Raw genomic sequence first — 14,095 nt, 5'->3', positions numbered from 1 at the left:
ACATTTGATGGTCGGATAGGGAAGGCCGAAGAAAACCTTCTTCAAACATTTGATGGTCGAATATGGAAGGCCGAAGAAAACCTTCTCCAAACATTTGATGGTCGAATATGGAAGGCCGAGGAAAACCTTCTTCAAACATTTGATGGTCGAATATGGAAGGTTGAAGAGAATTTAATGAAACGGATGCTACATCAGGAAGAACGACTTGAAAAATTGGTTGAATGGAAAGCTGAAGAGAATTTTAAACAAAAGCTGACCCCATACAAATCTGGTGAGAAAATAAAAATAGTATTTTTCTTCCAAATCGCTTCCTTTTGGCCATCATGGGAAAGTTTCTATCAAAAATGTATGAATGATGAACGCTTTGAAGTCAAAATGATATTGCTTAAAGATGTAGTAAATGAACAAGTACAAACAAAGACAGCTAAAGAATTTTTAGAAAAGAACAGAATTAACTATACCGATTCGGACGACTTTAGTTTGGATGTCTATACACCCCATATAGTGGTATTTCAAACGCCTTATGATAATTGGCATAGAACGTTTAAGAATTCTTCCCAAAATATCAAATCCCAAGGATACAGAATTGTTTATATACCATATGGAATAGAAATTAGTGATACCGAAAAAGCAAGAAACAATCATTTTGATACGGATGTTGTTCAAAATTCCTGGAGAATATATACATTTTCTAGTGAAATTGTAAAAGATTATAAAGGGCATTGTAGAAATGCCAGCGCTGTAAAAGCATTAGGACATCCCAAGTTTGATGCATGTTTCCATAAAACCCAATTCACACTACCACAAACTATTAAAGAAAATGTTGGGAGTAAAAATATATGCTTATGGAAGGCTCATTTTCCCGACAAAGTCATTGTTGATGGTAACGAAACATTATTTACACCTTCTATAGATGAATATGTGCGGTTTGCAGAAGAAATAGGTAACCATAAGGACATCTTTTTTATTTTCATGCCTCATCCTAAATTTTACGAAATGTGTCAATGGATTGAGGGAGCGACTGAAAAAGCAGACAAATTGTTTTCTTTACTAGAGGGGCATAGCAATGTTTATATTTACAATGAGGATGATTATAGACCCCCTTTATTTAATGCCGATTTTATTATTACTGACAGAAGTGCTATTATGGTTGAGGCTGGAGCAATGGGAGTTCCTATAATGTATATGTATAATGCGAATTTTCAAGAACCGTTAACAAGTGCGGTTAAGCCTTTGATTGATAGTTATTATCAAGGTACAACATCTGAAGATATGATGCAATTTATTAACCAGTGCCGAAATGATATCGATCCGAGGAAGGTGCAACGGGAAGCAGCATTCCGAGAATGCATTCCTTATTTTGATGGCCAATGTGGTCAACGTATAGCGGAAGATATCATTGAAGAATTAGAGAGATCAAATATCAGAAGTAATAAATGAGAAATAGTGAACCGGAATTTCGAAAGCCTACAGAACCAGTGATGATGAAAGAAGTGGCTGCTCCGGAAGTTGTGAAAAGAAGGGCAATTCACAGCGAACTCTCACATACCCTACCCCTCATGACTCTTGAAATGGAGAATTTTGGTGTGAACTAGATTTATAGGAACGTGAGTCGGGAGCGAAGTGTTTGTATGCAAATCACAAACTTCTAATGCTTATATGGATCCACCGCGGGCATGACCTCCTCGCGAAAGGCAGGGGTTAACAACTTCGCTCCGACAGCAGCTTGACCTAAGGAATTAAAATAGGTTTATTCAAGGGTTGCAGAGCTTCTTCAAAATTGAAGTGAATAGAAATTCGAAGGGACAGAGAGTCCTCGTTATTTATCGATATTTCCATTAAATTTTCATGCTCACTTAAGCTTTATCTGCTAAAATATAGATATCAATGAACATTTCAATATCATACTGTTGCCGCTCAAACGAAAGACACAAACAGACGGCCCACGAAAAATAACCGGTAGATGCTGAATGTCATGCTTTGGTTGCCCGCCACCAGGCCCCTTGGCGTAACCTGTCCTATTACAATGAGTCTTGGAGTGTATACCTGATTCCGTCGCTGGGAAAAGTCGGGATCTTCGATCGGTTTTTGAAACAGCTCGTCGCCGATCCAGTCCGGCAAGTGTCATGGTTGATACACCATCGTTCGTGGCCACCAGCAATGGAGCTGTGTCAAAGGGGGCAGCGGAATCAAGCAACTTGACGCTCATGAGGGGCCTGACATAAAGATCCATGCGATCGTGATCGCACTCGGCAACCCGTTAAGTACGATATAACAGCCGGGAACGTTGATGATTGTGTACACGGCTACGAGATGATGCCACCAAAGAACTGAACAGTTTAAACGTCATCGCCAATCGCGGCTATGATACGGATAAAAATCTGATGATTTTTCTTGGAAGAAAAACAAGCCCACGTGGTGATTCCCAGTCATTGGCCACCCACTTCGACAAGGTGGGTTCAATATTCTTGGCTTTTTTGAAGCTCACGACTTCTTAACTTTGGCTTCATTAGGTTTGAATACACGTCCTAGAGAGTCAAACGGCTTGGAGTTGTTTGAATTTGTGTGTTGTATCCGATCAAAATCGTTTGGCACATATGAGGTGACTTGGCAATGGTGAGGCGAGGTCAACGTTTTTTGTCGCAGTTTTATGCGTTAGTTGACTTTATTGTTATTCAATTTTCCTTTCTTATATCATGGTGGTTGAAGTTTAAGAGCGGGCTGCTTTCATTTCACGGAGCCCTGCCATTTTCTAGTTATTTTCAATGGAGTGCCATATATGGAGTAGTGGCCATCGGGACAGGATATTTTGTTTTATTTTATTCTTCGAAACGGAGAAGACGATTTTCTTTCGAGGTTTTCAAAATTGTTCAAGTACACTTGATAGCTATATTCATTCTTCTAGGTATCCTGTTCATCGTTAAAGAGGTGCACGTATCCCGGGCATTTCTGGTATTGTTAGTAGCCAGCAGCGTTGTTTTCTTGACAATTTACCGTTACATGATCAAGACGGGATTGAAGTATTTTCGCGAGAAGGGTTACAACAAGCTGTTTGTTCTGATTATTGGAGCTGGTTCGTTAGGAAGAAGGTTTTATGAGAATCTATACCTGCATCCTGAACATGGTTATGAAGTAGTAGGATTCCTAGATGATTATCAAACAAGTCATGAGTCCGAATATATGCGCTATAAACCGATCTTGGGTACCACTGCCGAGTTGGAACAAGTACTCCGGGATGTACTTATTGATGAAGTAATTATAGCACTCCCGTTGGATGCGCATCATAAATATGGAAACATCATAAGCAATTGTGAAAAAGCGGGCGTCAAAATTATGATTATTCCTGATTACTTCGACTATTTGCCTGCTAGACCTTATTTTGATAATTTTGCCGGAATACCGCTTATTAATGTTCGGGATATTCCTTTGGACGATTTTCGCAACCGGGTTGCGAAGCGGGCTTTTGATATTATATTTGCATTTTTGGCACTTTTGTTCACTTCTCCGCTTCTAGTCATTATTTTCATCGCTATTAAACTGACTTCTCCTGGACCGGTGCTCTTCAAACAGGAACGAGTGGGGTTAAACCGGCGGAGGTTTATGATGTATAAATTTCGAACGATGGAAGTTATGCCGCAGGTGTCATCAGATACAGAATGGACTCAACCGAATGATCCACGTCGGACAAGACTAGGGAAGTTTTTACGTAAAACGAGTCTGGATGAGCTCCCGCAATTTTTTAATGTGCTCATGGGACATATGAGTGTAGTTGGTCCGCGACCGGAGCGGCCGCATTTTGTGGAACAATTTAAGGAAGGAGTTCCGAAATACATGATCAAGCATCACATTCGGCCAGGGATTACGGGATGGGCGCAAGCGAGTGGTTTGCGAGGCGATACATCAATCGAAGAGCGGATTAAACATGATATTTTTTATATAGAAAATTGGACTTTTCTGTTTGATATTAAAATTATTTTGAAAACGATCTTTAATGGATTCGTTAATAAGAACGCGTATTAAGTGTTGAATTTGATTGCAGATCCTCCGTATGCAAGGTACAGTGCAGCGGGGGGTCTTTTTTATTGGCTGACATCTAAAACATTGACTCAGTGCTCTTCTGGGTTAAGAAAACTTGTTACTCTGTCCGCATATTTGTCCACCCCCCCACATAGAGTTGTACAAGTAATCATTATTTCGTGTGAGGGGTTGATGAGATGCGTCGGGTCACATGGATGCTGGCCATCGTGATGTGCGTTGCATTAGTTGCAGCCGGTTGTGGGACGAAGAATGCGGAGCAGGTAGTCAAAGATTTGGATCATGTGGTCGGGAAGCTCGACAGCTACCAGGGTGCGGGGAAAATGACGTTGCAGACCGGTCAGCAAGCGCAGGAATACAATGTGGAGGTTTGGTACCAGAATCCGCACTATTACCGGATCGCGCTGACGAACGAGGCGAAGGATATTACGCAGATCGTGCTGCGCAACGATGAGGGCGTCTTTGTACTGACGCCGCATTTGAATAAAATGTTCCGCTTCCAAAGCGATTGGCCGGAAAACTCGGGCCAGGTGTACTTGTATCAGTCGCTGGTACAAAGCATTGTGATGGATAACGAGCGGCAGTTTGCTCAGGAAAAGGATGCTTACGTATTTGATGTAGCCGCGAACTACCAGAACGGGTTGTTGGCCCGCCAAAAAATTTGGCTGAACAAAAAAGACTATGCGCCCAAGCAAGTGCAGGTGTCGGATGAGAACAATAATGTGATGGTGTCGGTTCAATTCTCGCAGTTCGAATTCGGCAAGAAGTTCGATAAGGATTCTTTCGATATGCAGCGGAATATGACAAGCTGGAACATCGAGTCGATGCCGACTACGGCTAAAGTTGGAGATGCGACGAAGCAGGGTTCGACTGGAACGACGCTGCAGCCAACTGCGACATCGGACAAGGCGGCGGCCGCCAAGCAGAGCTTCGGGATCGTGGAGCCGAGCTATGTACCCAAGGGTGTGAAGAAGCAAGATATGAAGGAAGTGAAGCTTGGCGAAGATAAAGGCATTTTGTTCCGTTATTCGGGAGCGTACAATTACACGCTCGTGGAGACGATGCCGCAAGCCAAGACAGTTACGTCTCTCGCCGGCGATATTGTGGATCTGGGATATACGCTGGGAGTCGTTACGGGCGAAGAGAAGGGGCTTAGAACGTTGACATGGACTTATGACGGAATCGAGTACAGGCTCTCCACCGGAGATCTTCCGGATACGGAGATGATCCAAGTTGCCCAATCCGTGCAAGGGCAGATCGGTAAGTAAGTAAAATATGGGGAGTGTCTTCCGCGCAGGATTAGCGTGAAGATATTCCCTTTTTTTGTTAAATATTCCGGTGGTTTATTGACATCACAACTATGAGCTATTAACATGGTAGTAATATTGTGAGGGAAATTAACAAACAAAAAACACAGAAAATGTACACTCGGAGTTGAGACAAGTTGAAGGTCAGAAAAGCAATCATTCCGGCAGCGGGACTTGGTACAAGATTTCTGCCTGCGACAAAAGCAATGCCGAAAGAAATGCTACCGATTGTAGATAAGCCCACTATTCAATATATCATTGAAGAAGCTGTTGAATCCGGTATCGAGGATATTATTATAGTTACAGGTAAAGGAAAACGGGCAATTGAAGACCACTTCGATATGAGTTATGAGCTTGAGTCAAGTTTGGCGAGTAAAGGGAAATTTGCCATATTAGATGAAGTGCAGAAAGCTTCTCGATTAGTGGATATTCACTATATAAGACAAAAAGCCCCCCTTGGCCTTGGCCATGCGGTTTGGTGTGCTCGAAAATTTGTTGGCGATGAGCCGTTTGCCGTACTTCTTGGCGATGACATTGTTGATGCTGAGAAGCCCTGTTTAAAACAGATGATAGAGTATTATAACGAATTTGAATCCTCCATAATCGGTGTACAGCCCGTACCAATGAATGAGGTCTCCAGGTATGGAATTGTTGATTCTGTAGAAGTTCGGGATAAATTATTCCATGTACGTAAACTTGTTGAAAAACCCAAAAAAGAAGAGACGCCTTCCAATTTAGCTATAATGGGCAGATACATTTTATCTCCGAAAATTTTTGAAATTTTGGAGAAGCAGGATGAAGGGGCGGGCGGAGAAATCCAACTAACGGATGCCATATCGAAACTATGCAATTTCGAGGAAGTCTACGCATATCATTTTGATGGAACCCGCCATGATGTTGGAGAAAAAATGGGTTTTATTAAAACGACAATCGAGTACGCGTTGAAGAGAGACGATCTAAAAGACGAACTGCTGGAATATATGCAAGCTAAATTAGCCGAAGTATTGCGCGTAAAGGTCTAATTGCTATTTCAGACAGTTTAGCCTGAACTCAAAATACCCGGTCCCCCAACAACAACATGTTTTTTTGTGGGCGAAGCCGGGTGTTTTCCTTTATTTGTTCGGGTGGGAACCGATGTTTAGGCCGCTTTGTTCATTGACAGTGTCCCGGGATGGCATTACCATAGATGAAGGGTTTCAAGTACGGCTTTCCATGTCAGGGACGGCTTTGCAAAAAGAAGAAGGTGAACAGCTTGGAGACGTTTTATCGGCCGACGTGGGTGGAGGTTTCGTTGGATGCGCTGCGGCATAACATCGGCGCATTCCGGCAGGCGCTGCCGGCGGACATCAGCTTGATGGCCGTCGTTAAGGCGGACGCATACGGGCACGGTGCGGTAAAGGTGGCGCAGGAAGCGATGGATTGCGGCGTCGATTATATCGGGGTCGCGTTTCTGGACGAAGGATTGGAGCTGCGGCGAGCAGGGGTTACTGCCCCGATCCTGGTATTGGGCTATACGCCTCCCGAGGGGATTGTTCCGGCAGTAGAGCATGATATTACGTTAACGGTGTTTCATGACGAATTATGGCCTGCATTGGACTTGATCGGGGAAGGCAAGCTTAGCGTGCATGTGAAGATCGACACGGGCATGGGGCGGCTCGGGCTGCAGGCGGACGAGGAAGCGATCTCGTTTCTGGATCGGGCCGTGCGGCATCCTTCTCTGAATGTGGAAGGCGTATATACGCACTTTGCAAGCGCCGATGAGGCGGATAAGTCGTATACGCTGGAGCAGCACGGCAAGTTTGAAAGGATTATCGGCCATTTTCGGGATAGCGGGGTTTTGTTCCGTTATGTTCATACCGGTAACAGCGCGGCGGGCATAGACTGTCCGGAGCTTTCGTACAATATGGTCCGGTTGGGAATCGGCATGTATGGGCTGTACCCATCCGGGGAAGTGAAGCGGGAGCGGGTGAGGCTGGAGCCTGTCATGAGCATCAAAACCCAAATGTCGCATATCAAGACGCTGCCCAAAGACTCTGGGATCAGCTACGGCGTCATTTACCGAACCCAAGGAGAAGAGACAATCGCGACCCTTCCGATCGGTTACGCGGACGGCTACAGCCGCATGCTGTCGCAAAAGGTCCATGCTCTCGTACGCGGGCGCAGGGTGCCGATTGTCGGCCGGATCTGTATGGATCAGTGCATGGCGAACGTAAGCGGCATCGAGAATCCGACCAAGGACGAGGAAGTGGTTCTGATGGGACGCCAGGGAGAAGAAGCGGTGTCTGCGGAGGAGCTGGCGGATCTGCTCGGCACTGTCAATTACGAGATTACATGCATGATATCCCACCGCGTGCCTAGAGTGTACGTTAGTAATGGAGAACGGACGTCCGTTGTAAATCCTTTGGTACGTTGACGCGACGTGAAACATTTTCCAGCTGTTTTTTCAAGAAAAAGCGAAGGATTTCGGTGCTGTCTAGCGAATACGTATAGACGGACCTTATGGAGAATCGCCTCACTAGCATAATGTCTCCTCTGCTGCGGCTGAAAGCGCATAGCAATCGAGCTGCCGCATGCGGGAGACGTTATGCTGCGGGCGCCCTCGGCGGACAAATATTTTGCAAAGGATATACATACGTGATATATCCCTCGCATATACTTGGTCTTGTATAAAATGACTGGATTGGCGACATACTGGGAGTATGGGTTTGGGAATGTTTTGGAGGTGCGAGATCGGTGGCCAATGCGCATAACACGAAAAGGATCATGATCAGTCTTCCGGATAACTTGCTGCAGGAAGTGGACGGCATCGTGGAGAAGGAAAACTCCAATCGCAGCGAATTCATTCGTCAGGCCATGAAGCTGTACCTCATGGAGCGCAAAAAGCGGTTCTTGCGCGAATCGATGCAACGCGGTTATATGGAAATGGCTAAAATTAATCTGCATATGGCAGCAGAGGCTTTTCAAGCGGAGGAAGACGCGGACGGTACCCTCGATCGCTTAGTTAGCGGGGTGTAGAGCTTGATTGTAAAACGTGGCGATGTATTTTTTGCGGACCTGTCACCTGTCGTGGGGTCCGAGCAGGGCGGCGTACGGCCTGTACTCATTATTCAAAACGACATTGGGAATCGATTCAGCCCTACCGTTATCGTTGCGGCGATCACCGCGCAAATTCAGAAAGCCAAGCTGCCGACACATGTAGAAATCGATGCGGAAGCGCACGGGTTCGACCGGGACTCGGTCATTTTACTGGAGCAGATCCGGACGATCGACAAGCAAAGGCTTACCGACAAAATTACGCATTTGGACGACGAGTCGATGCGGAAGGTAGACGAGGCGCTGCAGGTCAGCGTAGGTTTGATTGAATTTTGACCGATTCGGAAGCCGGGAAGCGCAAACGAGGGAGAGCCCTCGTTTTTTTGCGTTTTCGGGGAGTTTGCGATGGGTCTGGCGAACCTTTAACGAAATGGGGTTATGCAGAGCACTTCTAAAACCGAGAGTCATCGGCTCTGTCGTTCCGGGCTAATCTGATATGTTATAATAAAAGCAGGCAACTGAACGGGCGAAGGAGGTAAATTCATGGCAATTAAAAGGCTGAAGCCGAAAAATGATTTCATTTTTCAACGCTTGTTCGGCGAGCAGGAAGCGGAGGATAGCTTGATCTCTCTGCTTAATGCGATTTTGCGATTGGAAGAAAAGCGGCGTATCGTCCACCTGACGGTTATCGAGAATAAGCAGTTGGCCAAGAAGCTGATCGACGACAAAACCGAAAGGCTGGATGTAAGGGCGGAAACGGCGGACCAGGTTCAAATCAACATCGAAGTGCAGTTGACCGATTATCGCAATATGCCAAGGCGCTCACTATTCTATTTAAGCAAGCTGTACGCGGATTCAATTAAATCCGGCGGGCGCTATGAGGAGCTCAAGAAGACGATCGCGATCAATATCGTCGACTTCCGTTTATTCGACTTCGAGCGATTTCACAGTACTTTCCATTTCTATGAAGACAATGAGCATCGATTCATGTTGACTGATGCAATGGAAGTACATTTTATTGAATACCCTAAATTTAAAGCTGCCCGCAAAAATCTTGACGATCCTCTACATCGTTGGCTGTTGTTTCTTGACGAGAAGTTGCCGGAAGATCAATTGAAGGAGTTGGTCGAGATGGATCCTGTTATCGGTAAAGCAGAAGAACGGTTGGAGTGGTTAAGCAGTGACGAAGAGACTATACGTCTGTACGAAGCCCGGGAGTATTCGCTAATAGAGAGGAATAGTCTTGTCGCAGACGGAGAAGCGCGAGGGATGGAGAAAGGCAGGGCTTTAGGAAGAGCTGAAGGAAAGGTTGAGGGAAAGGTGGAAGGAAAGGCGGAAGGCCTGATCGAAGCCAAAGCCGAAGTCGCCATGACGATGATTCGCAAAGGTGCAGATGATGCGTTGATAATGGAGTTTACGGGGATGTCTTTGGAGGAAATCACTACTCTGAGAAATCAACTGACCGCTGAATAACAATAACGGAAGAGAAAGAGGTAGGGCATGACGAAAGAGCTGGAAACAAAGGGGGCGGCCATTCAAGGAGCGGACGCCGGCAAATATGAGCTTTCCGAAGAACAAAAAGCGCATCAACAAGAACGCATACTGAAACAAGTGGCCAAGGAGCTGCAACTGCCGTTGACCAAGGTGAAGGCCTCCGTAAGCTTGCTGGATGAAGGGAATACGATTCCGTTTATCGCCCGTTACCGGAAGGAAATGACCGGAGAGCTGGACGAGACGCAGCTGCGGGATATTGAGGAGCGTCTGCAATATTTGCGCAATCTCGAAGATCGCAAGCTGGAAGTAATCCGATTGATCGACGAGCAGGGCAAGCTGACCGACGAGCTGCGCGTTGCGATCGAGCAAGCGGTCAAGCTGCAGGAAGTGGAGGACTTGTACCGCCCTTACCGGCAGAAGCGGAAGACGCGCGCCAGCGTAGCCAAGGAACGCGGTCTCGAGCCGCTGGCGATCTGGATCATGACGCAGCCGAGGCAAGGCTCCCTGGAGCAGGAGGCCGCCAAGTATATGGACGAGGACAAGCAGGTCCACACGTCCGAGGATGCGGTTCAGGGCGCCATGGATATTATCGCCGAGAACTTGGCCGATGACGCGAAGATCCGAGCATGGGTGCGCAAATATACGCAGGACCAAGGCATTATCGCTACCGAAGCGAAAGACTCGGAACAGGAGTCCGTGTACGAAATGTACTATTCGTATCAGGAGCCCGTACGCAAGCTGCCGCCTCACCGTACGTTGGCGATCAATCGCGGGGAGCGGGAGGAAGTGCTGAAGGTCCGCCTCGAGGTGCCGGCGGAACGGATCCATGACTACATAGCGAAGCAAATCGTCAAAGGCGAATCGATCGTCAAAAGCACGTTGCTGCTCGTCATCGAGGATGCCTACAAACGGCTGATCGCTCCTTCGATTGAGCGCGAGGTACGAGGCGAGCTGACGGAAAAAGCGGAGGAGCATGCGATTCGAATTTTCGCGGAAAATTTGCGCAATTTGCTGCTGCAGGCGCCTATCAAGGGGCAAGTCGTGTTGGGCGTAGACCCGGCGTTTCGAACGGGATGCAAGCTCGCCATTGTCGATGAGACGGGCAAAATGCTGTACATCGATGTCGTATATCCGACACCGCCGAATAATAAAGTGGCCGAAGCCGAAGCGAAGGTGAAAGCCGCCATCGAGAAGTATGGCGTACAGCTTATCGTTATCGGCAACGGGACGGCATCCCGCGAGACGGAACAGTTTATAGCCGACCTGATCGCGAAGCTGAAGGGACGCGGGCTGCGGTATTTGATCGTCAACGAAGCGGGAGCGAGCGTGTACTCGGCGTCCAAGCTGGCCCAAGAGGAATTTCCGAAGCTGGACGTGGCGGAGCGGAGCGCAATCTCGATCGCCCGGCGTCTGCAGGATCCGCTGGCCGAATTGGTGAAGATCGAGCCGAAAGCCATCGGAGTCGGACAATACCAGCACGACGTAGCGCAAAAGCATTTGGATGAAAGCTTGAAGGCTGTCGTGGAATCGGCCGTTAACCACGTCGGCGTCGATCTGAACACCGCTTCTCCGTCGCTGTTATCCTATGTATCGGGCATCAACGGCACGATCGCCAAAAACATCGTGAAATACCGCGAAGAAAACGGCAAGTTCAAGGACCGCAAGCAGCTGCAAAAGGTACCGCGGCTCGGCGCGAAGACTTTCGAGCAATGCGTCGGGTTTATGCGGATCAGCGAGGGCGTGAGCCCATTGGACAACACGCCGATTCATCCGGAATCTTATGAAGTGGTGGATCGTCTGTTTCGCGAGCTGCGCCTGGAGCTGGACCAGCTCGGTTCGAAGGGGCTTAAGGACAAGCTGCAGCATGCGGATGCGGAGGCGCTGGCGACCAAGCTGAACGTAGGGGTACCGACTCTGAGGGATATATTGGACAGCTTGCAGAAGCCGGGACGCGATCCGCGCGAGGAGCTGCCGCTGCCGATTTTCCGGACGGACGTCTTGCAGATTGAAGATTTGACTCCCGGCATGCAGCTTCAGGGGACGGTGCGCAACGTGATCGATTTCGGCGCTTTTGTCGATATCGGGATTAAGAATGACGGGCTTGTCCACATTTCGCAGCTGAGCGATACGTTCGTGAAGCATCCGATGGATGTCGTATCGGTCGGAGATACGGTGACGGCGTGGGTATTGAACGTGGATCTGAAGAAGGGCAGGGTAGGACTGACGATGAAGAACCCGAATAAGAAGCAATAGATGCTATACAAGAAAAAACGCCCTGGGGACGCTTTCTCCGGGGCGCGCTACTGTCGGGATATATGAACGGACTCCTTCGAGTCGGTGATTTTGGTTCGATAAAAGAACCAGCAATCGTTCAGCAGCCGAATTTGCCGGGTATCCCTCTTGCGGAACGCTTTCTCCAGTTGATGGCAAAGCCACTGCGGCATAGCTTCATCCCCTCTTTCCCAAGGTCTCGTGTCATGCTGTGCACTTACCTATAGGATATGGGCAATGAGCGGATGTGGTGCAGGTCCTTCTAAGGAAAAAGTGCGGCGGCGATCAAGAACCGTATTCTTCGTCTTCCTCGTACCATTGCTCCAGCTGCGCTTGAAGCGCACGGATTTCCGTAAGAAGCGAAATAAGCGGGTAAGATTTCTCGTCAAGCGAGGCAAAAGCTTGCTCCAGACCGTTCACATATTCCAGACCGTGTACGACCGGGCATGCATTGTCGACGATGTCTAGCGTGTCGCATTCCGCTACCACGTGCGGCAGATTGGGCACATTAGCGGCGGTAAGCTTGTCCAGCTCCTTATGGAGGCGGCGGTTTAAAGCGGTCAGTTGGTACACATGGTCTGCGGGCATCTCGACAAATTCCAGTACGTCGCCAAGCTTTAGTACGGCGTATCTCATCTTGGGCATGTCTGTCTCGTTCTCCTCTCGGCCGACGCTGGCGGGCGCATCGGCTCCGTTCATTCTACTTGACAGTGTAGCTTATGATCGAGTAAAAATTCAAGTAAAGGATTGCGCCGGACAGGCATGTTCGAGGAGGGGGAGGTATGGACGACAAGGAGCTGCAGCAATGGATCGAACGGGTGTCGTTGCAATACTTCAAACGGCCTTTTGTCCATAAGGCGGCGTTTAACCGGAGGCTTCGGACGACCGGGGGACGTTATTTTATGCGCTCCCACAATATCGATATCAGCTGGCACCAGTATGAGGCGTTTGGGGCGGAGGAAGTCGAGAAGATCATCAAGCATGAGCTGTGCCATTATCACTTGCATCTGCAACGGAAAGGCTATAAGCACCAAGATGCAGATTTCAAGAAGCTGCTGGCGGAGGTGGGTGGCACCCGGTTTTGTCAGTCGCTCGGTCTGCGGAAAAAGCCCCAGGCTTACCGTTATAAGCTGGAATGCGTATCGTGCGGGACTTCGTATTTGCGAAAACGGCGAATGGACCCGAGCAAATATGCTTGCGGCAAATGCCGGGGGAAATTGAAATTGCACTCGCTTGACTTGGAGTCCGATTCGTGATAACCTTTAACTTGTACGTTCCCTGATAGCTCAGTTGGTAGAGCACTCGGCTGTTAACCGAGTTGTCACAGGTTCGAGTCCTGTTCGGGGAGCTTTTCTTATCCCCATCGATGAGCGGGATCGGAAATTCGTACGTGGTACAGCCTTTGGAGAGATACCCAAGAGGCCGAAGGGGGCGCTTTGCTAAAGCGTTAGGGTGTAACAGCCGCGAGGGTTCGAATCCCTCTTTCTCCGTAGAATAAGCTTAAAAAGCCGCTGACAAGCGGCTTTTTGCTTTAGAGGGATGAGAACCCGAAGAAGAGGGGCGTCGGAGCATAAGCTTCGTGAGGATAGCTTCGCAGTCTCGGTGGCCGTAAGGCCATAGAGTATCCCTCTTTCTCCGTAAAGAAAAGTCGCCGCAAGGCGGCTTCTCTTGTTGGTTTCTGCATACTTTTTGGCGACTCGGTTAAAAATAAAAGTAATTGAAGGGAACGGAAGAATGTACTTTTAAATGCGAAGCGGCAACGGGGGTTTCCATAAAGCGCAATAAGGAAAAAGAACAAAGAACGATTATTTCTCAAGTTTTCGTAAAAATCATCGAAAAAGGGCTTGTCAGCTCATTTGTTATCCGCTATAATAACATTTGTCGCCTCGAGGGCGGCGGTTCAAAGCTTGGTGAGGCCCGTTGGTCAAGGGGTTAAGACACCTCCCTTTCACGGA

Annotated in this window: 12 protein-coding genes and 2 tRNA genes; 12 read left to right on the top strand and 2 right to left on the bottom strand. The window is 47.9% G+C overall.

Going from position 1 to position 14,095, the window contains the following annotated elements; all coding sequences use genetic code 11:
• The 9 genes from FE784_RS41430 to FE784_RS39470 all read left to right on the top strand — a co-directional run.
• Positions 1 to 1,440: glycosyltransferase family protein (locus FE784_RS41430; protein ID WP_218103884.1), on the top strand; the 1,440-nt coding region annotated here is incomplete at its 5' end.
• Positions 1,441 to 2,613: 1,173 nt separating this feature from the next.
• Complete coding sequence (locus FE784_RS39505; protein WP_139607794.1) at positions 2,614 to 4,020, top strand: undecaprenyl-phosphate glucose phosphotransferase; 1,407 nt, start codon at positions 2,614 to 2,616, stop codon at positions 4,018 to 4,020.
• A gap of 194 nt (positions 4,021 to 4,214) precedes the next feature.
• Positions 4,215 to 5,303 (top strand): outer membrane lipoprotein-sorting protein, encoded by a 1,089-nt coding sequence (locus tag FE784_RS39500; protein WP_139607793.1) that lies wholly within the window; start codon positions 4,215 to 4,217, stop codon positions 5,301 to 5,303.
• Positions 5,304 to 5,479: 176 nt separating this feature from the next.
• Positions 5,480 to 6,364: a UTP--glucose-1-phosphate uridylyltransferase GalU gene (galU, locus tag FE784_RS39495; protein ID WP_139607792.1), complete on the top strand. Its 885-nt coding sequence runs from the start codon at positions 5,480 to 5,482 to the stop codon at positions 6,362 to 6,364.
• A 230-nt stretch (positions 6,365 to 6,594) separates the two neighbouring features.
• Complete coding sequence (gene alr, locus FE784_RS39490; protein ID WP_139607795.1) at positions 6,595 to 7,755, top strand: alanine racemase; 1,161 nt, start codon at positions 6,595 to 6,597, stop codon at positions 7,753 to 7,755.
• 320 nt (positions 7,756 to 8,075) lie between these two features.
• The gene (locus FE784_RS39485; protein ID WP_138878989.1) at positions 8,076 to 8,357 is read left to right on the top strand and encodes a CopG family ribbon-helix-helix protein; all 282 of its coding nucleotides are present in this window, start codon (positions 8,076 to 8,078) and stop codon (positions 8,355 to 8,357) included.
• A 3-nt stretch (positions 8,358 to 8,360) separates the two neighbouring features.
• Entirely contained in the window at positions 8,361 to 8,711 is a 351-nt protein-coding gene (locus FE784_RS39480) for a type II toxin-antitoxin system PemK/MazF family toxin (RefSeq protein WP_138878988.1), read from the top strand.
• A 207-nt stretch (positions 8,712 to 8,918) separates the two neighbouring features.
• The gene (locus FE784_RS39475) at positions 8,919 to 9,848 is read left to right on the top strand and encodes an Rpn family recombination-promoting nuclease/putative transposase (RefSeq protein ID WP_139607791.1); all 930 of its coding nucleotides are present in this window, start codon (positions 8,919 to 8,921) and stop codon (positions 9,846 to 9,848) included.
• Between the two features lie 27 nt (positions 9,849 to 9,875).
• Complete coding sequence (locus tag FE784_RS39470) at positions 9,876 to 12,122, top strand: Tex family protein (RefSeq protein WP_139607790.1); 2,247 nt, start codon at positions 9,876 to 9,878, stop codon at positions 12,120 to 12,122.
• 47 nt (positions 12,123 to 12,169) lie between these two features.
• Here the strand turns inward: FE784_RS39470 and cmpA are convergent, their stop codons facing one another.
• Together cmpA and FE784_RS39460 are read right to left on the bottom strand one after the other, a co-directional pair.
• The gene (cmpA, locus tag FE784_RS39465) at positions 12,170 to 12,313 is read right to left on the bottom strand and encodes a cortex morphogenetic protein CmpA (RefSeq protein WP_139607789.1); all 144 of its coding nucleotides are present in this window, start codon (positions 12,311 to 12,313) and stop codon (positions 12,170 to 12,172) included.
• Positions 12,314 to 12,425: 112 nt separating this feature from the next.
• A complete protein-coding gene (locus tag FE784_RS39460) occupies positions 12,426 to 12,785 on the bottom strand; it encodes a hydrolase/acyltransferase (RefSeq protein WP_139607788.1) in 360 nt (119 codons plus the stop codon).
• Positions 12,786 to 12,922: 137 nt separating this feature from the next.
• On the opposite strand from FE784_RS39460, the gene FE784_RS39455 reads away from it, so the two are divergent.
• The 3 genes from FE784_RS39455 to FE784_RS39445 all read left to right on the top strand — a co-directional run bounded on the left by FE784_RS39455 (position 12,923) and on the right by FE784_RS39445 (position 13,630).
• Entirely contained in the window at positions 12,923 to 13,396 is a 474-nt protein-coding gene (locus tag FE784_RS39455; protein WP_139607787.1) for a SprT family protein, read from the top strand.
• Between the two features lie 19 nt (positions 13,397 to 13,415).
• Positions 13,416 to 13,488: transfer RNA gene (locus tag FE784_RS39450), tRNA-Asn, on the top strand.
• 56 nt (positions 13,489 to 13,544) lie between these two features.
• Positions 13,545 to 13,630: transfer RNA gene (locus FE784_RS39445), tRNA-Ser, on the top strand.
• Positions 13,631 to 14,095: the final 465 nt, after the last annotated feature.

Source organism: Paenibacillus hemerocallicola (assembly GCF_006265175.1).
Classification (GTDB): domain Bacteria; phylum Bacillota; class Bacilli; order Paenibacillales; family NBRC-103111; genus Paenibacillus_AB; species Paenibacillus_AB hemerocallicola.
This window is presented reverse-complemented; position numbering and strand designations above follow the sequence as displayed.

What these genes read in the sequence shown, in the direction of transcription:
- FE784_RS39505 (WP_139607794.1), top strand. Translation starts at nt 2,614, where the DNA reads ATGGTGAGGCGAGGTCAACGTTTTTTGTCGCAGTTTTATGCGTTAGTT.
- FE784_RS39500 (WP_139607793.1), top strand. Translation starts at nt 4,215, where the DNA reads ATGCGTCGGGTCACATGGATGCTGGCCATCGTGATGTGCGTTGCATTA.
- FE784_RS39475 (WP_139607791.1), top strand. Translation starts at nt 8,919, where the DNA reads ATGGCAATTAAAAGGCTGAAGCCGAAAAATGATTTCATTTTTCAACGC.
- FE784_RS39470 (WP_139607790.1), top strand. Translation starts at nt 9,876, where the DNA reads ATGACGAAAGAGCTGGAAACAAAGGGGGCGGCCATTCAAGGAGCGGAC.
- cmpA (WP_139607789.1), bottom strand. Translation starts at nt 12,313, where the DNA reads ATGCCGCAGTGGCTTTGCCATCAACTGGAGAAAGCGTTCCGCAAGAGG.
- FE784_RS39460 (WP_139607788.1), bottom strand. Translation starts at nt 12,785, where the DNA reads ATGCCCAAGATGAGATACGCCGTACTAAAGCTTGGCGACGTACTGGAA.
- FE784_RS39455 (WP_139607787.1), top strand. Translation starts at nt 12,923, where the DNA reads ATGGACGACAAGGAGCTGCAGCAATGGATCGAACGGGTGTCGTTGCAA.